Raw genomic sequence first — 22,709 nt, 5'->3', positions numbered from 1 at the left:
TTATCCTGCTCGTTGCAACACCGCGTCATCTGTCCACTTACGTGCCAGATGGTCTGTTTGCTGAACGTTATCAAGGGTCATTGGGGCGTCAATAAGACCTGAAGCGCCCTCAAATCTGTCAAGAACGCATTCGACGATGGCCGCCATCTCAAGAAATCCGACCTTGCGTGCTATGAAAAGATCCAGTGCGCGCTCTTTGGCGGCGTTGAAAACCGCCCCGGCCAGGCCGCCTCGCGTCATCACCTCGCGGGCGAGCCGCAGCGCGGGATAGCGGGCTTCGTCCGGAGAGCGGAAATGCAGACGCGTCAATTTGGTCAGGTCCAGCCTTTCAACCGGCAAGTCGCGCCGTTCCGGCCAATGCAGGGCATAGCCGATGGCGTGCCGCATGTCGGGGGTCCCCAGATGCGCCATTAAAGCCCCATCGCGAAAACCCACCAGCGCGTGGACCAGCGATTCGGGGTGTACCACGACCTCGATCTGCGACGGATCCACACCAAAGAACTCCCGGGTTTCGATGACTTCCAGTGCCTTGTTGAACATGGATGCGCTGTCGATTGTGATCCGTTGACCCATGTTCCAGTTCGGATGCCGCGATGCCTGTTCGACAGTCGCGCGTTTCAGATCCTCCAATGGCCAGTCCCGAAACGCTCCGCCGCTGGCGGTGATGATAATCCGCTCGATGGCTGCGACATCCTCGCCGACCAGGGCCTGAAACACTGCTGAGTGCTCGCTGTCGACCGGCAGCAGGCGGGCATCGTGAGCCTTGGCGGTGTCCAGAACCAGCTTACCCGCGCAAACAAGAGTTTCCTTGTTGGCAAGTGCCAGGGTCGCACCCTGCTTCAACGCTTCGAGCCCAGGCGACAATCCTGCTGCTCCTACGATTGCCGACATGACCCAATCCGCCGGGCGCGCCGCGGCTTCGTCCAGCGCCGCCTGCCCTGCCGCGGCCTCGATGCCGCTGCCGGCCAGCGCGCTGCGCAACTCCACCAAACACGTTTCATATGCCGTAACCGCCACGTCAGCGCGCAGTCGCCGGGCATCTTCTGCCAGACGCCGGATATTGGCACCGCCGGTCAGTGCGACGACGTCATAGGCTTCGAGATCGCGATTGATCAGGTCGATGGTGCTTTGCCCGATCGATCCGGTGGCCCCAAATATCGAGATCTTTCGCATTACATCACTCCGGGCTGATAAATCAGCCCCGCCAGCAGGACAAACACCGCCGCACCCATCATACCATCGAACCGGTCCAGAAACCCGCCATGACCCGGAATTAGGTTGGAGCTGTCCTTGACACCCAATCTGCGCTTGACGGCGCTTTCGGCGATATCTCCGGCCTGGCTGGCCATAGACGCCATGACGGAAACGACAACCAGACCCAGTCCGAGCCCTGCATAAACCGCAAACACACCCCCGACAAGGGCCGCGGCAATCCATCCTCCGGCTGTTCCCGACCACGTCTTCTTTGGGCTAACCCGAGGCCAGAATTTTGGACCGCCAATGGATTTTCCGGCAAAGTAACCGGCCACATCCGTCGCGACGACCACAGCAATCAACCAAAGCATCCAGCCGAACCCCATGCCTTCGCGGATGAGGATGAACCCCAGCCCCGAAGCCGCGATCCAGAACGCAAAAATCGCATAGAGCCCCTTTTCGCGGGAGATCTGCCCCGCTCCGACCAAAGCCGGAGACAGCAAAACCGGCAGGCGGAGACTGGAGGGCAGATAATAGCTGAGAAGAACCGCAAACCCGGTCAACAACGCCAACTGCACCGCTACCCCACGGCGACCGGGGTCGATCATCTGTACCAGTTCCCAGATCATAAGCGCTGATGCCGCCGCTATGAATGTCTCGAACCACAGGCCGCCCAGCCACACTTCAACCGCGCCGATGGCCACAAGAACCACTGCCGAGGCAACGCGCGCCGTCAGATCGGACCAGCGCCCGTCACTCATGCCTTTATCGCCCCAAACCGGCGGTCTCGTGCACCAAAGCTTCGGCACAGACGCTCAAGTTCGGCCGCCGTGAAATCCGGCCACAAAGTATCGATGAACTCATACTCGGCATAGGCCGACTGCCAGAGCAGGAAGTTTGAAATGCGGGCTTCGCCACTGGTACGGATCACCAGATCCGGATCGGGCAGAACATGCGTATCCAGATATTTCGGCAGGGTCTCCTCATCGACATCATCAGGTTTCAACCTGCCAACTGCCACATCCTGCGCCAGGCGTTTCGTCGCCCGCGACACCTCATCCCGACCGCCGTAATTTAGTGCAATTGTCAGGTTCACCCCTTTGTTATCGCGGGTTTTTTCTTCGAGTGTATCCATCAACGAGGTCAGTTTTTTGTCCAACCGAACGCGATCTCCGATGAACCGGACGCGAACGCCCCTGGCATCAAGCGCCATCGTTTCCTTGGCAATGTAGCGGCGGAAAAGGCTCATCAATCCGGCCACTTCCGCTTGTGTCCGCTTCCAGTTTTCCGTCGAAAACGCGAATATGGTCAAATATTTGATCCCAAGCGCGGGGCACGCTTCGACCACTTCGCGGACACGTTTCGCGCCCGCGTGATGGCCGAACAGTCTGGGCCGCCCCCGTGCCTGCGCCCATCGGCCATTGCCGTCCATGATGATGGCAACATGACGCGGGCCCACGGCCGGTTCGCTGATGGGATCTTTTGGCATACCGCCGCTCAGACCTGCATGATTTCGGCTTGCTTATGCTCCAGCGCCTCGTCCACGGACTTGATCATCGTGTCCGTCAATTCCTGCACCTCGGCCTCCCAGAACTTCTGGTCATCCTCCGAAACCGTATTGTCGTTCTTGGCCTTTTTTATCTGGTCCATCCCGTCCCGGCGAACGTTTCGAATGGCAACACGGGCATGTTCCGCATATTGCCCCGCGACCTTGCCCAACTCGCGGCGGCGCTCTTCGTTCAGTTCGGGAATGGGCAACATGATGATGGTGCCGTTCAGCTGCGGGTTGATACCGAGTCCGCTCTCACGAATGGCTTTTTCCACCTTTCCGACCAATGACTTGTCCCAGACATTTACCGTGACCATTCGGGGTTCGGGTACATTCACGGTGCCCACCTGGTTGATCGGCGTCAGCGCGCCATAGGCATCGACCATGATCGGCTCCAGCATGGAGGCGGATGCGCGTCCTGTTCTCAGCGAGGCGAATTCCGTCCGCAGGTTGGCCATCGCGCCGTCCATGCGACGCTGCAGATCTTTGGTATCCAGTTCAAAATCGTCAGACATGCTGCTCACTCCCCGAATTCAGGTGCTGTTGGGATGGGTGATAAGCCATCGCAAATAGGATGTATAGCAATCATGGCCGGGAATTTTCGCAATTGCGAGAGGCGTATCGCCAACAACGGCGAAATTCGCCCAATCAAGGGCGACGGCCCGCCAAGCCACCCTGCCCGGCGGAACATCCAGCCAATTCTGGTCTACGCGTTGACGTCCACAACAACGCGGCCCTTGACCTGTCCTTTCAGAATTTCCGCACCGAGTCGCGGCAGATCACCCAGCGTCGCGGGCTGGATCATCGCCTCAAGCCTGTCCATCGGCAGATCAGTGGCGATGCGGTTCCAGGCGCGCACTCGGTTGTCATAGGGCTGCATCACACTGTCTATTCCCAGCAGGTTCACACCGCGCAGGATAAAGGGCGTGATCAGCGCGCCTTCGATTGCCGCGCCGCCCGCGAGGCCGATGGCCGCGACCGAAGTGCCATATTTCATCTGCTTCAGAACCCGGCCCAGCATCACGCCGGCGACCGCATCGACACAGCCCGCCCAGGTTTCGCTTTCCAGCGGCTTGCGTGTGGGCTCGCTGAATTCGTCTCGCCCGACGATCTGGGCTGCGCCGAGCTCTCTGAGATAAGGTTCCTGTTCAGGGCGTCCCGTCACCGCGGCGACTTCATAACCGAGATTGGCCAGAATTGCGGTAGCCACGCTGCCGACACCGCCAGCGGCTCCTGTTACCAGAACAGGGCCGTGATCTTTCTGCAGCCCCTGATGCTCCAGCGCCATGACCGCCAGCATCGAGGTAAGACCCGCAGTGCCGACGGCCATCGCCTGACGCGTATCCAGCCCCTTGGGCAACGGCACCAGCCAGTCGGCCAGAACGCGCGCTTTTTGCGCGTATCCGCCCCAATGCGCCTCGCCCACGCGCCAACCGGTCAGCACCACCTTGTCACCGGGTTTATAGCGATCGTCCGAACTGTGCTCGACCGTCCCGGCAAAATCGATCCCCGGAACATGCGGGTATTTGCGAACAAGGCCTCCGCCCGGCCCGGTACACAGACCGTCCTTGTAGTTCACCGTGGAATATTCGACGGCGACCAACACTTCACCATTCGGCAGATCATCCTCGGCGATCCGTTTGACCGCCGCGCTGGTCTTGCCGCTTTCCTCGTCCTTTTCCACAATCAATGCGCTGAACATTTCAATTTTCCTTTTTCTACAGCGGATTACGTTCCGCTCTTCATTCTCTTTCAGATGGTGGCCCGGCCCTACCTCACCGCCAAAACTGTTTCTGCACAACGGCCCACCGCATGCCATGCTCGGTCAATACTTCAAGACGCGTTCCCGGCTCCCAACAGGCGCGATCCACCATGCCAATGGCCACATTTACCCGAAACTCGGGCGAGAACGCAGCCGAGGCGACCCGCCCCACCTCGTCACCGTTGGCCAGCAGCCGCCACGTGCCGGTGCAAGACCCAATCTCGCCCTCGATCACCAGCGGTCGGATCTGGCGCGGCGGGCCGTTCCTCGCGTGTTCTTCCAAAGCAGTCTTGCCGATATAGTCTTCCGGCGAATTGCAATACCGCCCCAAACCGCATTCATGGGGCGTGTTTTCGCGGCGCATGTCCGAACCGAAACTCAATAACCCGCCTTCGATCCTTTCGATGCCGTTCGGACAACCTGCGCGAACCTTCAGGTCATGCCCCGCGGCGAACAACGCGTTCCACAGCGGCATGCCATAGTCTGCGCCTTCGACGTAAATCTCGAATCCGCCCTGTTTGGACCAACCCGACCGCGCAACTATAAATTCCCGGTCCTCGAACCGGAGCCTTTTGTAGCGGAAGAAACGGATATCCCGCACGGCATCGCCAAACACGCGCGACATCAGTTCCTCGGCCCTTGGGCCTTGCACCGCCAATGGCGACACATCCGGCTCTTCGATTTCCACATCGAATCCCAGAGCAACCGCAATACCCAGAGCAAATTGCCACAAATCGCCGTCGGCAACGGAAAGCCAATAGTGGTCGTCGTTCAGCTTTACCGCCACGGGATCGTTCAGCATCCCCCCTTTGTGATCCACTATTGGCAAATAATAGCACTGGTCCGCCGCCATCCCGCCCAGGTCGCGCGGACTCAGCATTTTCATCAATCGCAAGGCGTCCGGGCCCCTGATCTCGACCTGCCGCTCGCAGGCCACGTCCCAGACCTGCACATGCTGCTTCAGATGGGCATAGTCGGCTTCGACACTTTCAAAGAATGTGGGCAGCAGCATATGGTTGTAAACCGTGTACCCGCCGACGCCCTCGGCTTCGACCCCGGGCGTGAACGGCGTCTTGCGGACGCGGCGGTTGGGCATGATGACCGCCATGTCAGAACTCTGCCGGCAAGAACACGAGATCGCTGACCGGAGCCTTCGATCCGGTTTCCGTCAGCATCTGATGTATCTGCCCCCTGTGATGAGTCTGGTGATTGAAGAAGTGGATCACGCATTGCGCATAAGGCCGGGTGACTTCCTTCCCCAACGCGGAAGACACCCACGAAAAGTCCCCCTCAAGCGCCCCATCCTCCAGTTTCTCGGCCCAATCTCCGATCCGCGCATCCATCTGACGACGCAGGGGCAACCATGCTTCGATATCCTCGCAAATGCGAACACTTCCCGGAATGCCACAATCCGGCGCAGAACCGCCATCAAACCGTGAAATCCAGATCCAGTCCCCCCAAAGCAAATGGTTCGCTGTCCCCAGGATCGAACCAAAAAAGGCCCCTCTGTCATATGCCAACTCCTCATTGGGAATTGATGCAAGAAAACCCGCCAACTGACTGTTTTGCCATCGATTATAGAGCGCCATCTCGCGTGCGTATTCGGCGGAGATCATCACTTTGGACCATGCCAGTCGATCTGGCAAATTTCAGCGGACCGGCCATCGAAATCCCAGACCCGGCCGAAGGCGCGCACCTTGCCTTTCGAGGCCGTGGCAACCGTGATGTCGGGACCCATCCAGTATTCGGTGTTCGAGATCACGATATCCGTGTCCTTATCCTTGCCCTGAACAGGGAACACGGTGCCCTGAATTTTCCGGCCCACGGTGATGTGGCGGTTCTTGCCGTCATTGACGTAAGTGACCGGCTGACGTTCGGCCCCAAGAAACTCACCGACCAGCACCGAGAACAGCCCCGTCGTGCCCCTCGCCTGACCCGAAAAAATCTTGACCAGCCCCTCAAAAGCCGCATGGCTGGCGCGGTCATCAATGAATACGGCCGCCTTCCAGTTGCCACGCGACATCATGCCGGGAATCTCGATCAGCAGACCGATATTGAGGCCTGACAAATCCTCGTCACCGTAGTGGCCGCTGTCGATCCGCACACCGCCCCAGGTCTGGCAATGACCCTCGGTCGGAGGGTGTTTGCCCAGCGACACAACGCACGGGCAGAACACGGTACAATTGCAGTTCAGAACCAACTCGCCCTTGATTGCCCAAGGTGTCATGCCGGGATCCTTACGCTCTGCCGCAGGGTGGCGGCTGTCGATCTTTTCGGCCACTTCCAGACGGTCGTTTGCCATTTCTCATCCTCCTCAGATCATTCCGGTTCCGATCACAGCGGCAGCTGCCAACAACAGCAGGCCAAGTGGCCGGGTTACCCAACGCCCGAGATCGGGCAGTTTTTCGAAAACCATTATGGCGGTCGCGAGCCCCATAAAGGCAAGGTTCATGGTCCCGCCGACAAAAGCCAAAAGCATCAAGGCCCAGCAGCAGCCCAGACAGACCAGCCCCAACCTGATGCCGTTGCGCCAGGGGCCTTCGTCCCAGTGCGTCATGAAAAACATCAGGGGAGAGCGGCACTTATCCAGGCAGGCATCCTTGACCGGCGAAAACTGATAGAACCCCGCCGCGGCCAGCAGACCGGCAGACAGCCACCGGGTGCTGCTTTGCCCTAACGGATCAAGCAATCCGGCCCTATACAGCCCAAATTGAAGCAAAGCCGCCACACCGGAAAATCCGACCCATACGAAAAGGTAGCCGCCGAACAACCGCGACATGCGAACCGGCGCACCTGTTTGGCCAAGCTCTTCATACGTGGCCAGAGCCGGCAGAGCAGTCGGTGCCATCATCGCAGCAGACATCAGAACCCACATGCCGGCTATCCGGGCAAACCCGGCCACGTCGGGGGTGATGACACACAAGCTGGTCCAGAAATCGGCACCATAGACAGAGCCGAATTGCCGCAATTCAGGGGGGACCGACATGAGATAAAGCAATGCCCACGCAACGGCGATTCCCGTAAACAACCCCAACCAGTGAGGCGCAGACATGGCTCGAATGCGACTCGACAGCACGGCTCTCCTCTCCTCACTCCCGACTCAGTTCTTGCTTTTCAAATGTCAGACTTTTAAATGTCAGACAAATAAAAAACGACGCGCTCATGAAAATTGATCCACAAAACCCCGCCGATCTGTCTGCCCAGATCGCTCAGGCCATCAAAGATGCCATCGTTTCCGGTGAACTAATTGTCGATGCCCGCCTGCCATCCGAGGCGGAACTTGCCGATCAGTTTCAAGTATCCCGCCCGACGGTGCGCGAGGCCCTGAAACGTCTTGCGGCCCAGTCCCTCATCCGCACCCAGCGCGGCGCAACCGGCGGCGCATTCGTGAATCGGCTGAACTTTGAAGACGCGTATTCCCAACAGATTACCACTTCGACCCTTCTGCTGTCGATGAACGCCGTCAGCTTCGACACTGCATGCGAAGCCCGCTATGCACTGGAGCGGGCCTGCGCGCCGCTGTCGGCCGCGCGGCGCACACCCGACCAACTGGCAACCATGCGGGCCGAGATTTTCCGTCAGTCCCAACCGGGCCTGACCGACGAGGCGTTTTGTGCCTCGGATGTGGCGTTTCACAGGGCGCTTGTGGATGGCGCCGCAAATCCAGTGCTGTCCTATCAGCTGGCCGGGGCCGTCGAGGCGATGCAACCGCTTATGAACATGATCACTTTCACGGCCCGATCGCGCGAAGCAATCATTGCATTGCACACCCGTATCGTCGACGCGCTTGATGCCCGCGACGCTCAGGCGGCGGATCTGACTTTGGCGGAACTGGAATCCTACACCCGGCAACTGGCCCGGGATGTCGCCGAGCGGCGCCGAAATCAATCCGGCTAGATAAAAAAAGAACTACAGTCTTGACGCGCCATGTGTCTCAATCCGACACTTGGTCAGGCAGTCTGACGCCCGGCAAAAAGACCGGTTTCCCCTAAAAACAATGAGTATCAATGATTTACGGGAGGAAGTTATGAACCTAAGACCGGACCCGACCTTTTATCCGTCCGCCAAAATCGCGATGGAAGCCCCGGCCGAAACCCTGGCCTTTACCCTGATGCTGAGCCCGGATTTCTCGCAACCTGACGGCCTGGCTGTCATCAATGTTGATCCGAATTCTGATGACTATGGCAAGATCGTTCACAGCGTGATCATGCCGGAGAAAGGAGACGAGTTTCACCATTTCGGCTGGAATGCCTGCTCTTCCTCTCTGTCGCCGCTCACGGGCCATGCTTTTCTGGAGAGGCGCTATCTGATCATTCCCGGCATACGGTCAAGCCGGATCTACATCGTAGATGTAAAGGAACCGCTGAACGCGAAAATCCACAAGATCATCGAACCCGAAGAGGTCTTTGAAAAGACAGGGTATTCCCGCCCTCACACCATCCACTGCGGCCCCGAAGGCATCTATGTCAGCACATTGGGCGGCGGCGGTCCCGATGGCACCGACGGCCCTCCGGGCATCTTTATTCTCGACTGCCAGACATTCGACATCATCGGGCGCTATGAGATCGAACGCGGCGTACAGGACAAGCAGTACGATTTCTGGTGGAACCTACCGCGCGATTATATGGTCAGTTCGGAATGGGCGCTGCCACCGCAGTTCGAAAACGGCCTGGTGCCCGAAGACCTGCTGTCCAACAAATACGGTCACCGGCTTCACTTCTGGAACCTGCGCAGCAGAACCAATGCCCAGACGATCGACCTTGGCGAAAATCACCAGATGGCGCTGGAGATCCGGCCCGCGCATGACCCGGTCAAACAGCACGGTTTTTGCGGCGTCGTGGTCGATACGACCAATTTGCAAGGTTGCATCTTTACCTGGTGGCGCAACCCGGACGGCACCTTCGAGGCTAAAAAGACGATCACCATCGATCCGCAACCGGCGGACCCGAACGACCTGCCAGAGCTGCTGAAAGGATTTTCCGCCGTGCCTCCGCTGGTCACGGATATCGACCTGAGCCTTGATGACAAGTATCTCTATGTGTCCTGTTGGGGCACAGGCGAGATGCACCAATATGATGTATCCGACCCGATGAACCCCGTGCTTGCCGGAAAGGTCGAAATCGGCGGTATCGTCAATAAGACCAAGCATCCCAACGGCAAGGACTTTGGCTATGGTCCGCAAATGGTTGAGATCAGCCGGGACGGAAAACGCGTCTATTGGACAAATTCGCTCTATTCCACCTGGGATGATCAGTTCTATCCTGGCGACCGGGGCTCTGCCATGGTCAAGGCAGATGTCGGCGAAAATGGCGGCCTGACGCTGGATCCGAATTTCTGGGTCGAATTCCCGGAAGGCTATCGGACGCACCAGATCAGGCTGGAGGGCGGCGACTGTTCGACCGACAGTTTCTGCTATCCTTCGGTTTAAGTGGAAGAGCTGGTAACAACAACGGCCGGCCTGTGGCTGGCCGTTTTTCTGAGCGGCCTTTACCATGGCATCAATCCCGGGATGGGTTGGCCGCTGGCCGTGTCGGCAGCGTTGATGGAACAGCGCCCCTTTGCGTTGTGGCGCGCCTTGGGTGCGCTTGCGGCAGGGCATTTTCTTGCAATGCTCGCCATTCTTACCCCATTTGCGGTGCTGACTGCGCTTGTGCAATGGCAGCGTGAAATTCAGATCGCCGCTGCTCTGCTGGTGATGTCGATGGGTTTGTATCTGGTCATCACCAGGCGCCACCCGCGATTTCTGTCCCGCATTCCCCCTGCCCGATTGATGCTATGGTCTTTCCTCGTCGCGCTGGCGCATGGGGCGGCGTTAATGCTGGTGCCAATTTATCTGGGGCTTTGCGACCTGAACGAACAGGACGCAGGCCATGTGGCCGCCGGTGCGCTGATGACTTCGAATGCAGGGCTGACATTGTTGGTTGCGGTGTTTCATACTGCGGCGATGATCTTTGCCGGTGCGGTTCTCTCGGTGGCTGTGTACCGCTGGCTGGGTCTGCGGTATCTGTCGCGCGGCTGGTTCGACCTGGAACTTGTCTGGGCGCTCAGCCTGCTTGCGGTTGGCGCTTTCAGCCTTTGGGTCGCAATTTGAAACCCGCCTTTCGGAACATCCCGCATATTTTGCGCCGGTCCCCTTTCCCCCTTTGCATCGGTTGGAATTCCACCTATATCTGAAATGTCCTTTCGGGGACTATGGACATAAACGCGCTCGCAATAAGCGGATCGGACCCGGGGGCGGTACCCGGCGGCTCCACCAAAATCCTTCGTTTGAGGATCCTGGGGCCGAAACAGGATCGACGGACGTCTAAAGGGGTTTGCTTTGTCTCGGTGAGGTACCACCGTTACCGGTCCGAACAGTACAATTGCAAACGACAATCGTGCTCCGGTTGCAGTTGCTGCGTAAGCAGTAGCAAGACCGAAACTTAAGCCCTTGCGCCTAGCAGCGTAAGGCGGGGTCCGCAGGTACCTGGCAACAGAAACCTGCATTTTGCCAAAAAAGATCAGACTTGTTCACAATTTGCTGTGACGATTCAGGATTCGTTCACCCTTTTCGCGCATCGTGATCCGGCAAGAACGGAGACTCCAGATGACCAAATCCGATGTTCTGAAAGCGTGGTACGAGCAGGTCTGGGAACAGGGCAACACCGACGCAATTCCGCAGTTTTTCGCGCCAGACACGACCGCGGACGGTTTGATTCCGGAAATGCAGGTGGGCGCGGACGACTTTCGCGATCTGGTTGCCGCCTTTCGATACATTCTGGGCGATATCCGGGTCGAATTGCCGAAAATCATCGAAGACGGCGATTGGTTGTCAGCGATCCTGCATGTTCACACCACCCGCGCCGATAACGGGGCACCGGTCGAAGTATCGGGTCAGGTCATGGCGCGGTTTCAAAACGGGAAAATGGTCGAAACCTACAATCATTTCGATTTCATCTCGTTTTTTGAGCAGCTTGGTCAATTTCCGCAGGACACATTGCCGGTTTGCATGACCGGTCAGCGTCTGGATTTCGCCTGACAATCCACCGGATTGTTGACGGGACCGGCCATTTGGCGCTAGCAAGGTTGCATGGGGCAAAATTGCGAACGCCCCGTGAGGCGCCAGCCCAAGTTTCGCATGTTTCCACCGACAAAGGACACATGCCATGGCTGCTCCAAACACGATAACGGTTCCTCAGCTTCTGCGTCTGATCGGCACTCCCGCAAGCCCGGTCATTGTGGACACATCGACCGACGAAGACTTTCAGGCAGATCCTTTCCTGATACCGGGATCGTTCAGGCATCCGCACACGGATATCGAGGGCCTCTGCCGCCGAATTGGCGACCGCGCCTGTGTGATCATCTGCCAGAAAGGCCAGAAGCTCAGCCAGGGGCTTGCGGCCTGGCTGCAAAATGACGGCTACCACGCCGAATATCTGCAAGGCGGCATGTACGCATGGCGCGACTACCCCGATGCGCCCCGCATTCCGGTCGCCAGCATCCCGGCGGCCATTGGCGGCAGCACGCTTTGGGTCACACGACACCGACCAAAGATCGACCGGATCGCCTGCCCGTGGCTCATTCGGCGCTTTGTCGATCCTGCGGCCCGGATTCTCTTCGTTGCTCCGGGTGAAGTGGCGGGGGTTGCCGAGCGGTACGGCGCAACCCCGTTCGATGTCGAAGACACATTCTGGAGTCACCGGGGCGAGAACTGCACGTTTGACACGATGCTGGAGGAATTCCGACTGCGAAACAACGCCCTGGATCGTTTGGCGCAGGTGGTGCGGGGGGCGGACACCAACCGTCACGACCTGGCCCCCGAAGCGGCTGGTCTGCTTGCCCTTTCCGTGGGGCTGTCACGCCAATACAGGAACGATCACGAACAGCTTGAGATCGGAATGCAAATGTATGACGCGTTCTATCGCTGGGCGCGCGACGGGTTTGATGAAGGTCACGACTGGCCAGCGGATCGGAAGAAATGAGCCCAACACTCGCCGATCTGGCGCGCGTTTTTGGCCGGATCGGTGTCATGTCCTTCGGCGGCCCCGCAGCGCAGATTTCGCTGATGCACCAGGAACTGGTAGAAAAACGCCCCTGGCTTGACGAACAGACGTTCCTGCGCGCCCTGTCGCTGTGCATGCTCCTGCCCGGACCCGAAGCCATGCAACTGGCAACCTATTCAGGCTGGCGGCTGAAGGGGGTGGCTGGCGGGTTGCTGGCCGGAGGGCTGTTCGTGCTGCCCGGTGCGATGATCATCGCCATTCTGGCGGGTCTCTATGCCGCTTACGGCACTCTGCCGCTGGTTCAATCCGCATTTCTGGGCATCAAGGCCGCGGTCATCGTCATTGTCCTGCAGGCGCTTATTAACCTGTCCCGCAAGGCGCTCGTTGCTCCGGCTGCAAAGGCCATTGCCGCTTTGGCATTCCTTGCGATCTTTGCCCTGAACCTGCCGTTTCCCGCAATCATTGCGCTGGCCGCCATCTGGGGCCTGGTGACTTCGACCGGGCCACAGGAGTCGCTTCCAATCCTGGAATCGCCGCCGAGCCATCCAATCAAAACCGCGGTCATCTGGCTGACACTTTGGCTTTCCCCCCTTTTTGCGCTGACAGCCCTGGGCCATCAACTGCTCAGCGATTTGGGATGGTTCTTTGCACGGCTTGCAGTCGTCACCTTTGGCGGGGCCTATGCCGTTCTGACCTATATGACGCAAACCGTGGTGGATAAATACCACTGGATATCGGCGAACCAGATGATCGACGCGCTGGGCCTTGCTGAAACCACACCCGGGCCGCTGATCCTCGTCACTCAGTTTGTCGCGATGCTCAGTGGTCAAATCGAGGGGGGTTTGACACTTGCCATCGCCGCCGGTCTGGTCGCTTTGTGGGCAACATTCGTCCCTTGTTTTCTTTGGATTTTCCTTGCAGCACCCTATTTGGAGCAAATTGCCGCGCGCCCCCGCCTGCACGCCGCGCTGGCGGCGATATCGGCTGCGGTGGTTGGTGTAATACTGAACCTGTCGGTTTGGTTTGCACTCAACGTGCTATTTGGATCTGTACCGTCAAAGTCCTTTGGGCCGCTATCCCTGCCCTTTCCCGATCCCGGCCTGCTGAACGTCAAAGCCCTGCTGTTGACCCTGTTTGCAGGGCTGCTCATGTTCCGCAGCAAGCTCCGCATGGAGGCGGCTCTGGCAATATTGGCGGCCACCGGGGCTTTCTGGCATTTCTTCTGACTAATAATCGGCTAGAAGCTCTTTTGTTTCCAACCGAATCCCGTATGCTGAAACTAATATTTATCGAGGAACAACCATGTCGCGAGACATTGATTACGGAAACCTCATGCACACTGCGATGCGGGGTCTGATCAAAACCGTTCTGGCAGATGTCGCCACGACCGGGCTTCCGGGCGCGCATCACTTTTTCATCACATTTGACACGCGCCATTCCGGAGTCGAACTCGCCGACTGGTTGCGCGACCGGTATCCCGAAGAAATGACAATTGTCATGCAGCATTGGTTCGAAAACCTCATCGTGACCGAAGACGGGTTTTCGATCACGCTGAATTTCGGCGACACGCCGGAGCCGCTTTACATTCCTTACTCGGCCATAAAGACATTTGTGGATCCATCCGTTGAATTCGGCCTGCGTTTCGAAACCGCCGATGAGGAAGGTGACGACGAAGAACTGCACGCCATGACCGAAGCGTTCGACGACGCGCAAGAGACGCCGCAACCCCAACACGATGCTGATGTGGTGTCACTGGACAGTTTCCGAAAATAGACCCGGTGGTCTCAGGAAACCGAACCGGCCCGCTGAGACCGCACCTTATTGTCTCGTCAGGAAGGTTTCGACCGACCGGGATCTCTCTCCGTTCCTGAAACGCGTGAAGGACAGGTCAAGCCCGCCTTGGGCCAGCGTCCGGTCAAATTGCTGCAACTCGTACCCGCCGGCGTCATCAATGAAGAGGGAATAGATCGTCAGAGTATCCCCGGTTATCCGACCCCAGACAAACGGCTCGCCTTTCATCGGGTCCAGTTGAACTTCGTGCCCGAATACGTTTCGGCGCATGGCGGCGGAAAAGACATCCATCCGGTCCGTCGGCACAAAATCGACCGTGTATTCCTGTTCTTTGACCCTTCCATCGGGTTTGTAGGTTGTCGTGGTCCAACTCACGTTGAAACCCTCTTTGGTCTCTGCAATCGCTACGCTCATATTCCGGGGCGTTTCTGTTCCGTCGGTCTCCACCATTTTGGCAGAGCCGTGATACGTCCCGACAAATGACGCAACCTCAGCCGCAAAGCCGGTTCCTGCTGAAAACACGATCACAAAACCGATTGAAAACAAGATCACAAAACCGATCACCATATTCCGCAATGCGTGAAACAAACGACTTCGAAACAGATCGGGCATCCGGATTCTCCACTCGGCTCGCGAAATCCATTCTACAACCGCGACGAACGCAAACAATGCCACAGTTTTACGCAGCCACGGGAAATTGAGGCGCCCGAATGTCTGTACCTGCCGGGGTCATGCTCATAAGGTGCGCGCAACTGGCCGATTGCGCCACGCGCGCAACGCGGCTAAACGGCATACAACCGCATACCAGACGGAGTGACAGATGTCTCAGACCCGCACCGAATCCGACAGCTTTGGCCCGCTCGAGGTGCCCGCCGACAAGTATTGGGGCGCGCAGACCCAGCGGTCGATCATGAACTTTCCCATCGGCTGGGAAAAACAGCCCGTGGCCATCGTGCGGGCGCTTGGCGTGATCAAAAAGGCCTGCGCGATGCAGAACAAGACCACCGGCGAGCTGGACTCCAGAATCGCCGATGCGATCATTCAGGCCGCCGGTGAGGTGATCGAGGGAAAATTCGACGACAACTTCCCACTGGTCGTTTGGCAGACCGGTTCGGGCACGCAATCGAACATGAACTCCAACGAGGTGATCGCCAACCGCGCAATTGAAATTCTGGGCGGCGTGATCGGCTCGAAAGATCCGGTGCATCCGAACGATCACTGCAACATGGGTCAGTCCTCGAACGACACTTTCCCAACCGCCATGCATATCGCCACCGCCATGAGCGTGCGCGACGTCCTGCTGCCAGGCCTTGAAAACCTGGCTTCGGCGCTGGAGCAGAAGTCTGATGAATTCAAGGATATCATCAAGATTGGCCGCACCCATACACAAGATGCAACACCCCTGACTCTGGGTCAGGAATTCGGCGGCTACGCACATCAGATCCGTCAGGGCATCGCCCGCGTTCACGCCGCCATGCCGGCGATTTACGAACTGGCGCAGGGCGGCACCGCCGTTGGCACCGGGCTGAATACCCAGAAAGGTTGGGGCGAGGCTGTGGCCTCGAATATGGCCGAAATCACTGGCCTGCCCTTCGTCACCGCGCCCAACAAGTTCGAGGCCCTGGCCGCACATGACGCCATGGTGTTCCTGTCGGGCGCTTTGGCGACCATCGCGGGCAGCTGCTACAAGATCGCCAACGATATCCGGTTCCTCGGCTCGGGTCCCCGCTCGGGTCTGGGTGAGCTGATCCTGCCCGAGAACGAGCCCGGCTCGTCCATCATGCCCGGCAAGGTGAACCCGACCCAGGCCGAGGCATTGACGCAGGTCGCTGCCCATGTGATGGGCAACAATGCCGCAATGACCTTTGCCGGGTCGCAGGGTCATTTCGAGCTGAACGTCTATAACCCGATGATGTCCTACAACCTGCTGCAGTCCATTCAGTTGCTGGGCGACGCCACTGACAGCTTTACCGAGCGGATGCTGAAAGGCATCAAGGCCAACGAGCCGCGCATCGACAAGCTGATGAAGGAATCGCTGATGCTGGTCACCGCGCTGGCGCCGACCATCGGCTATGACAACGCCACCACCGTCGCCAAAACCGCGCACAAGAACGGCACCACGCTGAAGGAAGAGGCCATCGCACTGGGTTTTGTGGACGAGGCGACCTTTGACGCCGTGGTCCGCCCCGAACAGATGATCGGCCCGAAAGACTGACCCGCTCGCGGCAAAAGCGACCCCGGCGGAGGGGTCGCTAACACGCGGCGCCCCCTTCCGAACAGGCATTGTCCGAAAGAACTTTAACCAAATCTCCCTACTTTAGTAGGATTCTTCGTTCAAAACTGGCATAGTTCCCAAAAAAGGCGGAGCAGCATTTATGGCGACAACAGTTTTCGAAGTATATCTTGCATCGGACCTGAACTTTTCCGATGCCAACCCATCTGTTGGTGACACAGTTACGTTGGTCAGCGGATACGACGGCAGCAACGACACTATCCTGACTATAGAAGACGATGACACGACGCTTGACGGCGACAATGCCCGCAACGAGGACGGCAACGATCTCAACCAATTCGGTACCGCCGTTTTTGCTGACGGTACTGTCATCGGCGGGTCCAATTACAATGTCTACTCGGAAGAGCAGTTCGAACTGACAGGCGACGACGGTTCGACGATAACAATGTACGTTATCGAAATTGACTCGGACCCGGACTCTCGCTTGGGCGATGGCGACTTCATCGGCTATTTGCCGTCCTCGCCATTGCAGCCCGGCGTAACCTATACCGTCAGCTCAACAAGCAATACCACCCAAACAACGGCCCCCGAGTTCAACGAGGTCGAAGGCGCCATTTGTTTTTCTGCCGATTGCCTGATTGAAACCAAAGACGGTCCACGCCCTGCGGGAGACCTGGAAACCGGAACTCTTGTCAGAACATTGGACAACGGGTTTCAACCGTTGCGATGGATTTTTCGGCGAAAGATCTCGCTGACCGAGTTGTCCAGATCACCACAGCTGCGCCCGATCTTGTTTCGCGCAGGATCTCTTGCGGCGGGCAAACCCGAAGTTGATATGCGCCTCTCCCCGCAGCACCGCATCGTCACTCGGTCGCCACAGAATGAGTTGTTCTTTGGAGAAAACACCTTGCTGGTCCCGGCCAAAGCCATGGTCAACGGCGAAACGATCCTGGTGGACGACAACGCCCGCTCTGTTGAATATGTCCATCTTCTCTTCGATCAGCACGAGATCGTATTCTCCAATGGGGTGGAAACCGAAAGCCTGAATCCCGGTGTCCAGGTGCTGAGGTCATTGTCGGACGACGCACAAAACGAATTGAAACAGATCTTTCCCGACCTGTTTTTGTCGCCAGATTCCTGTTACCCTGACCGCTATGCCTCGGTCACAACGACCGAAGCGCATGTTCTGGCGTGAAAATCCGCCGGCCCGTTGATCGGATGAGAGCCTAATGAGCAATGTCGTCAATCTGAGACAGGCGCGCAAAGCCATCAAGAGAGACAGGAAAAAAACTCAGGCGGCAGAGAATGCCGTACGATTTGGCCGTACCAAATCTGAACGTCAGCTTGAAAAGGCGCAGTCACTGAAAGCCGAGCGCGACCTTGATGGTCATGAGTTGGATAAGTGACCGGGCGACCTGTCAAACGGTCCCTGACATTGAAGGGACACCGAACATCTGTCTCGCTTGAAGAAGAATTCTGGCAAGCTTTTCGTGACATCGCCCGGGAAAAACAACTTTCCATCAACTTTCTGGCCTCCGAGATTGATGTTGCGCGCGATGCGAAAACCGGACTTGCCTCGGCAATGCGTGTATTTGTGCTCAACTGGTATCGTGAACGATCCCAGTCTCTTTGAACGCTGTGGACAAAAAGAGAACATTGCTTCAGAATGCGGCGCTGAAGCTTCGTTGCAGGCGTGTCATGTATATCATTCTTCTAAGGCTCTCGACCAATCGCGACCGCGTTAAAGACCTGTTCACCGCGCATAAGGCGTGGCTGGACAAAGGGTTTGAAGACGGTGTCTTTTTGTTGGGTGGCAGGCTCGACCCCGACGTCGGAGGCGGAATTCTCGCCCGATCGGAATCGCCTGAAGAAATCGAGGCCCGAGTGAACCAAGATCCATTTGTCGCGCATGGTGTTGTCACGCCGGAAATCCTCCACATGACCCCGTCCCTCGCCAACGACCGTTTGTCCTTTCTTCTGGCTCCGGAGAACGCATGACCAAGACCATTCCAGGCCCCGACGGGCAACCGCGTTGCGCCTGGTGCCAGGCGGCGCCCGAATTTTTCGAGTATCACGATAACGAGTGGGGCTATCCCGTTTCGGATGACCGGCGGCTTTTCGAAAAGCTTTGCCTCGAAAGTTTCCAGTCCGGTCTGAGCTGGCGAACCATACTGGCCAAGCGCGAAAACTTCCGCGCGGCGTTTTGCAATTTCGACTATGAAAAAGTTGCGGAGTTCACCGAGGCGGACGTTGATCAACTGCTGAACAACGCGGGTATCATCCGCCATCGCGGCAAGATTGAGGCGGTCATCAACAACGCCCGCCGTGCTCGCGAACTGGTGGAAAGCGAAGGCTCGATTGCCGCCTATGTCTGGCGGTTCGAAGCCAAACCCGAAGATATGCCCGAGCCTCAAACAGCTTCGACCTCGCCGGAATCGGTGGCGATGTCCAAAGATCTCAAGAAACGCGGTTGGAAGTTCGTGGGCCCGACAACGGTTTTTGCGTTTATGCAGGCCATGGGGTTGGTCAATGATCATGCCGTGGCCTGCGCAATGCGGGAAAAGGCGGCACGTCTCAGACGTGAATTTGACAAGCCCGAATGAAAAAAGCGCCCCGTGGGGCGCTTTTGCAATTAAACCGACGCGCGGTAGATTTTGTCGATATTGCTGCCGACTGCGGTGTTGAACTCCGTATCGGACTGCTGTTTGGACAGCCCTTCGGTCAGCGCGCGAGAGAAAGAGGCAATCATCTTGCCGTTCCGGGCCAGCAGGTCGCAGGCTTCTTCGGTAGAATATCCGCCCGACAGCGCAACAACGCGCAGAACGCGGGGATGATCGGCCAATTCGTCAAAAAGGTTCGCCTTGCTCGGGATGGTGAGCTTGAGCATTACCTCCTGACCTTCGTTCAGCGCGTCGAGATTCTTCAGGATTTCCGCTTTCAGAATATCCTCGGCCTCAGCCTTGGATTCCGAGTGGATGTTCACTTCGGGTTCCACGATCGGGACCATTCCGGCTGCCACCACCTCGCGCGCCACATCGAACTGCTGCGCGACAACCGCTGCAATCCCGCCGGCATTGGCTTCGTGGATCACCGAACGCTCTTTGGTTCCGAAAACGTTGGGGTATTTCGCCAGCGTATCGGCAAGACCCGGAATCGGCTTCATCATCTGCACGCCGTTTTCCTGATCGGTCAGGCCCTTGTCGATCTTGAGGAAGGGAACGATACCTTTTTCCTGCCAAAGATAGTCGGCAACTCCCTTGCCGTCGATTTCTTCACCCAGCGTCCGTTCGAACAGGATAGCGCCGATCACCTTGTCCCGGGTAAACCCGTCGGCCAGAATGATCCGTGCCCGCATTTTCTGGATCTCGTCGAACATCTCTTCTTCCGATCCATATTGCGCTGCATCCACGCCATACAGCGCCAGCGCCTTGGGGGTCGAACCGCCGCTTTGATCCAGAGCCGCGATAAATCCCGCTCCGTTGGTCATCTGTTCGCGCTGATCTGCCTTGGACATAACACTTTCCCGTTCAATCTGATTCCTCTTGGACTTTCGCATACAGCAAGGCTTTGACGGATGGTAGTTTGTTAGCGCTCAAGGACGCGCAACCAGATACCGTCCCGCGCCCTTACCGTCAGATGGGCAACCGGAACCGGATCGCGCCCCTCGACCCGTTCGAACCGGAAATGGCGCAACAGCGTCGACAGGATCAGCGGGCCTTCGACCATCGCAAACCCGGCCCCCGTGCAGACGCGCGGCCCAGCCGAGAACGGCATATATGCGTCACGCTGGCACGTCCGGCCATTCCCGGTCTGCCACCGCAACGGATCGAAGTCATCCGGCCTGTCCCACAACCGTTCATGGCGGTGCAGATGCCACGGGCTGAGAACGATCTGGGCACCTTTGGGCACAGCCCTGTCGCGAAACCGTTCCGGACAGGTCGATTCCCGCACCATCATCGGAACCGGAGGGTAAAGCCGCAACGCTTCGCGGAACACGTCTCGGCTGAGCCTGAGCCGGGACATCACCGCAAAGCTGTCATCGTCCAAGGCCGCAGCCTCGGCGGCCACCTTGTTTTGCCAATCCGGAAACAGCGCCATCAGATACAGCGTCCAGGCCAGCGCGGAAGCGCTCGTCTCGTGCCCGGCAAGGAAAAAGATCGCCACCTGATCGACCATCTCTTCCATACTGAAACGCTCACCCGTCACCGGATCGGCGGTTGTCATGATCTTGGTGGCCAGATCGTCCGGCGCCGTGCCCGCCTCGATCTCGGCCATACGTTGGATAGTGAGGCGTTCGATCAGTTTCCGCACCGCCGCGGCGTTTTCTTGGGTCTGGTGTGAATGAAACCGCGGGAGCCATCGCAGCAACGGCACGAAAGCCCCAAGATTCAACAGCGGCTGCGCCCGCTGATAGGCGCGGAACCGGTCGAATATCTGCGCGGCGATGTCGTGATCGATGGGAATCGAAAACAGCGTCCGAAAAATCACGTCCGCCGCCGCGTGACTGGTGATCTCTTCGAACTCGGCGCACTGACCGACGCGACTTTTCAATCGGTCGGCGCAGGCTTTGGATGCAGACAGCATCGCCGGAAACGTATCGCGCAGCCTGCCACCTTCGAAGGCCGGATCGATGATCCGGCGCTGCCGTTTCCAGGTTTCGCCATTGGTCAGAAACACCGAATTGCCCAATAGCGGAAGCAACCCCTCGCGAATACGTTTCGATTTGGGGAAATCATCGGGACGCTGCTTTAAAACCTCGTCAATCAGATCGGGCTGATTGATCAGAAAAGACCGGAAAAAAGGAGTTCGGAACTCGGCCATCCAGGCGCGATACAATCGCTGCGGTTGGGCCGAAAGCAAATCCTGGCGAAACATTTTCAGGTATCGCCACAGCGATATTTTGTCGGGTCGCGACGCGGGTTTGGGCGGGATCATGCGGCCACCGATGTGTATTTGGACACCGGTTTGTCGATCCGCGACTTCGAAGGTTTGCGCCCCGCAAACCGTTCGGCCAGAGTTTTCGGCCCGGCCGTGATACGGAAATAATCGTAGTCGCGCGGGCGATCAAAGGCGCACAGATACTGGAAGTGCACTCGAAAGAAACGCCTGCGCAATACCTTCCACCGTTCGGGCGACAGGGTTTGCGTGAACGCAGCGGATAACACGAGTGGCCAGCGCTTGTCGTCTGCCGCAACGCCGCTCACCGAAACCGGATCGCACAAGGCAAAGGCGCATCCATCACCAGGTGCAGTGACATCGACCCAGGTGATTATATCGCATGTGCCAAGAAGGTGCAGGTCCGCTCGCAGGCTTTGCGCTTCGGGCAGAAAAGAGACCATCGGCATCACCTGCCCCAATGTCAGAAAACTCAGCGCGGGACCATCGCCGGAAACGGTTCCGGACCGGATCAGATCCGCCAGTACCGACACGCCGATATGAGCGCCCGAACTGTGGCCGACAACCAGAACCTCTTCCACCTCGCTGCGCATGGCGTCACCGATCAGCGCAGTGAATTCGGCAATTCGCGCCTTGAGTTCCGGAGGGACCCTTCCCCGCAACCGTGAGGAATAAATGTAGTTGTGCAACAGGTAGTAGACCAGCAGTCTGTTGTCGAGTTTCCGAAACCAGCGCAAAACTCCAATGGCGACAACCAACGCTCCTACAAGGCCAATCCACCCCAGATATGGCAGCGACGCTAAAGCGACTGCCAGACCCAGCATCAGGGCAAGCATCAATTGCAAAACCAGCATTCCCACCGGATAGAGCGCCGCGATCACCGGCCCCTTGCGCAGCCGCATCATACGGCGCAACGTGCCCGTCGATACATATATCCAGGCCATGCCCAGCGTTTGTACACAGGTTCGGGCGATGGTTCCCGACATGCTGTCGCGCACGATATCGGACCAGACCAGTACATCGAACTCGGTATCCACCTGGCCGCCATCCTGTGTCGATGTCACATTCCAGCCATAGCGCCCGCCGCCGGATTTCGGTCTGAGAACAATATCGTAACCCGAAATACGCGCCTGTTCGGCACCTTCCTTGCGGTATAACTCCCTATACCTGCGTGCGTGCATGGGGTCGTAGCCGGGAATGTAAAACACCCGGCGCCGCCTTACCTGCCCCTGCAACGATTGACTGCTCATGACCTCGACCTCTTGGCGCAAACTATAGCAGCTTTGAGGTAAGCGTAAGGCC

General features: G+C 58.0%; 26 protein-coding genes and 1 other RNA gene. 14 read left to right on the top strand and 13 right to left on the bottom strand.

What is annotated here, in order from left to right; all coding sequences use genetic code 11:
• The 9 genes from dxr to ACR0AO_RS04685 all read right to left on the bottom strand — a co-directional run bounded on the left by dxr (position 1) and on the right by ACR0AO_RS04685 (position 7,557).
• Entirely contained in the window at positions 1–1,173 is a 1,173-nt protein-coding gene (gene dxr / locus ACR0AO_RS04725) for a 1-deoxy-D-xylulose-5-phosphate reductoisomerase (protein WP_480600441.1), read from the bottom strand.
• Positions 1,173–1,955, bottom strand: coding sequence for a phosphatidate cytidylyltransferase (locus ACR0AO_RS04720; RefSeq protein WP_480600438.1), 783 nt, complete (start codon positions 1,953–1,955; stop codon positions 1,173–1,175). The genes dxr and ACR0AO_RS04720 overlap by 1 nt, the downstream gene beginning before the upstream one ends.
• The gene (locus ACR0AO_RS04715; RefSeq protein ID WP_480600435.1) at positions 1,952–2,683 is read right to left on the bottom strand and encodes an isoprenyl transferase; all 732 of its coding nucleotides are present in this window, start codon (positions 2,681–2,683) and stop codon (positions 1,952–1,954) included. Before ACR0AO_RS04715 ends, ACR0AO_RS04720 begins: the two co-directional genes overlap by 4 nt.
• Before the next feature lie 8 nt (positions 2,684–2,691).
• Positions 2,692–3,258: a ribosome recycling factor gene (gene frr / locus ACR0AO_RS04710; protein WP_480600433.1), complete on the bottom strand. Its 567-nt coding sequence runs from the start codon at positions 3,256–3,258 to the stop codon at positions 2,692–2,694.
• A gap of 191 nt (positions 3,259–3,449) precedes the next feature.
• A complete protein-coding gene (acuI, locus tag ACR0AO_RS04705) occupies positions 3,450–4,445 on the bottom strand; it encodes an acryloyl-CoA reductase (protein WP_480600430.1) in 996 nt (331 codons plus the stop codon).
• Between the two features lie 73 nt (positions 4,446–4,518).
• The gene (locus ACR0AO_RS04700; RefSeq protein ID WP_480600427.1) at positions 4,519–5,613 is read right to left on the bottom strand and encodes a dimethylsulfoniopropionate demethylase; all 1,095 of its coding nucleotides are present in this window, start codon (positions 5,611–5,613) and stop codon (positions 4,519–4,521) included.
• Position 5,614: 1 nt separating this feature from the next.
• On the bottom strand, positions 5,615–6,121 hold the full coding sequence (locus ACR0AO_RS04695; RefSeq protein ID WP_480600870.1) for a DinB family protein: 507 nt from the start codon (positions 6,119–6,121) through the stop codon (positions 5,615–5,617).
• Positions 6,121–6,732, bottom strand: coding sequence for a DUF1326 domain-containing protein (locus tag ACR0AO_RS04690; protein ID WP_480600867.1), 612 nt, complete (start codon positions 6,730–6,732; stop codon positions 6,121–6,123). Before ACR0AO_RS04690 ends, ACR0AO_RS04695 begins: the two co-directional genes overlap by 1 nt.
• Before the next feature lie 87 nt (positions 6,733–6,819).
• Positions 6,820–7,557 carry a DUF2182 domain-containing protein gene (locus ACR0AO_RS04685; RefSeq protein ID WP_480600424.1) on the bottom strand — a complete coding sequence of 246 codons (738 nt, stop codon included), beginning with the start codon at positions 7,555–7,557 and terminating at the stop codon, positions 6,820–6,822.
• 110 nt (positions 7,558–7,667) lie between these two features.
• Here ACR0AO_RS04685 and ACR0AO_RS04680 point away from each other — a divergent pair, with 110 nt between their 5' ends.
• From ACR0AO_RS04680 to ACR0AO_RS04645, 8 genes are all read left to right on the top strand, one after another.
• Positions 7,668–8,402, top strand: coding sequence for a FadR/GntR family transcriptional regulator (locus ACR0AO_RS04680; RefSeq protein ID WP_480600421.1), 735 nt, complete (start codon positions 7,668–7,670; stop codon positions 8,400–8,402).
• A gap of 130 nt (positions 8,403–8,532) precedes the next feature.
• Positions 8,533–9,933 (top strand): selenium-binding protein SBP56-related protein, encoded by a 1,401-nt coding sequence (locus ACR0AO_RS04675; RefSeq protein ID WP_480600419.1) that lies wholly within the window; start codon positions 8,533–8,535, stop codon positions 9,931–9,933.
• Positions 9,934–10,596, top strand: coding sequence for a hypothetical protein (locus ACR0AO_RS04670; protein WP_480600416.1), 663 nt, complete (start codon positions 9,934–9,936; stop codon positions 10,594–10,596).
• Positions 10,597–10,643: 47 nt separating this feature from the next.
• Positions 10,644–10,992: a transfer-messenger RNA gene (gene ssrA / locus ACR0AO_RS04665) on the top strand.
• Between the two features lie 99 nt (positions 10,993–11,091).
• Positions 11,092–11,523 carry an ester cyclase gene (locus ACR0AO_RS04660; RefSeq protein ID WP_480600414.1) on the top strand — a complete coding sequence of 144 codons (432 nt, stop codon included), beginning with the start codon at positions 11,092–11,094 and terminating at the stop codon, positions 11,521–11,523.
• Between the two features lie 127 nt (positions 11,524–11,650).
• A complete protein-coding gene (locus tag ACR0AO_RS04655) occupies positions 11,651–12,466 on the top strand; it encodes a chromate resistance protein ChrB domain-containing protein (RefSeq protein ID WP_480600412.1) in 816 nt (271 codons plus the stop codon).
• Positions 12,463–13,713 (top strand): chromate efflux transporter, encoded by a 1,251-nt coding sequence (gene chrA, locus ACR0AO_RS04650; protein ID WP_480600409.1) that lies wholly within the window; start codon positions 12,463–12,465, stop codon positions 13,711–13,713. The genes ACR0AO_RS04655 and chrA overlap by 4 nt, the downstream gene beginning before the upstream one ends.
• Before the next feature lie 76 nt (positions 13,714–13,789).
• Positions 13,790–14,260, top strand: coding sequence for an SspB family protein (locus tag ACR0AO_RS04645; RefSeq protein WP_480600406.1), 471 nt, complete (start codon positions 13,790–13,792; stop codon positions 14,258–14,260).
• Between the two features lie 45 nt (positions 14,261–14,305).
• Here ACR0AO_RS04645 and ACR0AO_RS04640 read toward each other — a convergent pair whose 3' ends face one another.
• Entirely contained in the window at positions 14,306–14,890 is a 585-nt protein-coding gene (locus ACR0AO_RS04640; protein ID WP_480600404.1) for a hypothetical protein, read from the bottom strand.
• Between the two features lie 208 nt (positions 14,891–15,098).
• Here ACR0AO_RS04640 and fumC point away from each other — a divergent pair, with 208 nt between their 5' ends.
• The 6 genes from fumC (at position 15,099) to ACR0AO_RS04610 (ending at position 19,114) form a co-directional block, all read left to right on the top strand.
• A complete protein-coding gene (gene fumC / locus ACR0AO_RS04635) occupies positions 15,099–16,493 on the top strand; it encodes a class II fumarate hydratase (RefSeq protein ID WP_480600401.1) in 1,395 nt (464 codons plus the stop codon).
• 160 nt (positions 16,494–16,653) lie between these two features.
• Positions 16,654–17,706: a Hint domain-containing protein gene (locus tag ACR0AO_RS04630; RefSeq protein WP_480600399.1), complete on the top strand. Its 1,053-nt coding sequence runs from the start codon at positions 16,654–16,656 to the stop codon at positions 17,704–17,706.
• Positions 17,707–17,740: 34 nt separating this feature from the next.
• A complete protein-coding gene (locus tag ACR0AO_RS04625; protein WP_480600397.1) occupies positions 17,741–17,917 on the top strand; it encodes a DUF4169 family protein in 177 nt (58 codons plus the stop codon).
• Positions 17,914–18,144 (top strand): ribbon-helix-helix domain-containing protein, encoded by a 231-nt coding sequence (locus ACR0AO_RS04620; protein ID WP_480600396.1) that lies wholly within the window; start codon positions 17,914–17,916, stop codon positions 18,142–18,144. Before ACR0AO_RS04625 ends, ACR0AO_RS04620 begins: the two co-directional genes overlap by 4 nt.
• Before the next feature lie 65 nt (positions 18,145–18,209).
• Entirely contained in the window at positions 18,210–18,509 is a 300-nt protein-coding gene (locus ACR0AO_RS04615; protein WP_480600394.1) for a YciI family protein, read from the top strand.
• Complete coding sequence (locus tag ACR0AO_RS04610) at positions 18,506–19,114, top strand: DNA-3-methyladenine glycosylase I (protein ID WP_480600391.1); 609 nt, start codon at positions 18,506–18,508, stop codon at positions 19,112–19,114. Before ACR0AO_RS04615 ends, ACR0AO_RS04610 begins: the two co-directional genes overlap by 4 nt.
• 29 nt (positions 19,115–19,143) lie before the next feature.
• Here the strand turns inward: ACR0AO_RS04610 and ACR0AO_RS04605 are convergent, their stop codons facing one another.
• The 3 genes from ACR0AO_RS04605 to ACR0AO_RS04595 form a co-directional block, all read right to left on the bottom strand.
• Complete coding sequence (locus tag ACR0AO_RS04605; protein ID WP_480600388.1) at positions 19,144–20,025, bottom strand: fructose bisphosphate aldolase; 882 nt, start codon at positions 20,023–20,025, stop codon at positions 19,144–19,146.
• A gap of 71 nt (positions 20,026–20,096) precedes the next feature.
• Complete coding sequence (locus ACR0AO_RS04600; protein WP_480600385.1) at positions 20,097–21,446, bottom strand: cytochrome P450; 1,350 nt, start codon at positions 21,444–21,446, stop codon at positions 20,097–20,099.
• Complete coding sequence (locus ACR0AO_RS04595; protein ID WP_480600383.1) at positions 21,443–22,657, bottom strand: hypothetical protein; 1,215 nt, start codon at positions 22,655–22,657, stop codon at positions 21,443–21,445. Before ACR0AO_RS04595 ends, ACR0AO_RS04600 begins: the two co-directional genes overlap by 4 nt.
• Positions 22,658–22,709 lie beyond the last annotated feature (52 nt).

Source organism: Ruegeria sp. AF8, assembly GCF_056541825.1.
This window is presented reverse-complemented; position numbering and strand designations above follow the sequence as displayed.

Coding starts and splice junctions, on each gene's coding strand:
- dxr (WP_480600441.1), bottom strand. CDS start 1,173: ATGCGAAAGATCTCGATATTTGGGGCCACCGGATCGATCGGGCAAAGC.
- ACR0AO_RS04720 (WP_480600438.1), bottom strand. CDS start 1,955: ATGAGTGACGGGCGCTGGTCCGATCTGACGGCGCGCGTTGCCTCGGCA.
- ACR0AO_RS04715 (WP_480600435.1), bottom strand. CDS start 2,683: ATGCCAAAAGATCCCATCAGCGAACCGGCCGTGGGCCCGCGTCATGTT.
- frr (WP_480600433.1), bottom strand. CDS start 3,258: ATGTCTGACGATTTTGAACTGGATACCAAAGATCTGCAGCGTCGCATG.
- acuI (WP_480600430.1), bottom strand. CDS start 4,445: ATGTTCAGCGCATTGATTGTGGAAAAGGACGAGGAAAGCGGCAAGACC.
- ACR0AO_RS04700 (WP_480600427.1), bottom strand. CDS start 5,613: ATGGCGGTCATCATGCCCAACCGCCGCGTCCGCAAGACGCCGTTCACG.
- ACR0AO_RS04695 (WP_480600870.1), bottom strand. CDS start 6,121: ATGATCTCCGCCGAATACGCACGCGAGATGGCGCTCTATAATCGATGG.
- ACR0AO_RS04690 (WP_480600867.1), bottom strand. CDS start 6,732: ATGACACCTTGGGCAATCAAGGGCGAGTTGGTTCTGAACTGCAATTGT.
- ACR0AO_RS04685 (WP_480600424.1), bottom strand. CDS start 7,557: ATGTCTGCGCCTCACTGGTTGGGGTTGTTTACGGGAATCGCCGTTGCG.
- ACR0AO_RS04680 (WP_480600421.1), top strand. CDS start 7,668: ATGAAAATTGATCCACAAAACCCCGCCGATCTGTCTGCCCAGATCGCT.
- ACR0AO_RS04675 (WP_480600419.1), top strand. CDS start 8,533: ATGAACCTAAGACCGGACCCGACCTTTTATCCGTCCGCCAAAATCGCG.
- ACR0AO_RS04660 (WP_480600414.1), top strand. CDS start 11,092: ATGACCAAATCCGATGTTCTGAAAGCGTGGTACGAGCAGGTCTGGGAA.
- ACR0AO_RS04655 (WP_480600412.1), top strand. CDS start 11,651: ATGGCTGCTCCAAACACGATAACGGTTCCTCAGCTTCTGCGTCTGATC.
- chrA (WP_480600409.1), top strand. CDS start 12,463: ATGAGCCCAACACTCGCCGATCTGGCGCGCGTTTTTGGCCGGATCGGT.
- ACR0AO_RS04645 (WP_480600406.1), top strand. CDS start 13,790: ATGTCGCGAGACATTGATTACGGAAACCTCATGCACACTGCGATGCGG.
- ACR0AO_RS04640 (WP_480600404.1), bottom strand. CDS start 14,890: ATGCCCGATCTGTTTCGAAGTCGTTTGTTTCACGCATTGCGGAATATG.
- fumC (WP_480600401.1), top strand. CDS start 15,099: ATGTCTCAGACCCGCACCGAATCCGACAGCTTTGGCCCGCTCGAGGTG.
- ACR0AO_RS04630 (WP_480600399.1), top strand. CDS start 16,654: ATGGCGACAACAGTTTTCGAAGTATATCTTGCATCGGACCTGAACTTT.
- ACR0AO_RS04625 (WP_480600397.1), top strand. CDS start 17,741: ATGAGCAATGTCGTCAATCTGAGACAGGCGCGCAAAGCCATCAAGAGA.
- ACR0AO_RS04615 (WP_480600394.1), top strand. CDS start 18,210: ATGTATATCATTCTTCTAAGGCTCTCGACCAATCGCGACCGCGTTAAA.
- ACR0AO_RS04610 (WP_480600391.1), top strand. CDS start 18,506: ATGACCAAGACCATTCCAGGCCCCGACGGGCAACCGCGTTGCGCCTGG.
- ACR0AO_RS04605 (WP_480600388.1), bottom strand. CDS start 20,025: ATGTCCAAGGCAGATCAGCGCGAACAGATGACCAACGGAGCGGGATTT.
- ACR0AO_RS04600 (WP_480600385.1), bottom strand. CDS start 21,446: ATGATCCCGCCCAAACCCGCGTCGCGACCCGACAAAATATCGCTGTGG.
- ACR0AO_RS04595 (WP_480600383.1), bottom strand. CDS start 22,657: ATGAGCAGTCAATCGTTGCAGGGGCAGGTAAGGCGGCGCCGGGTGTTT.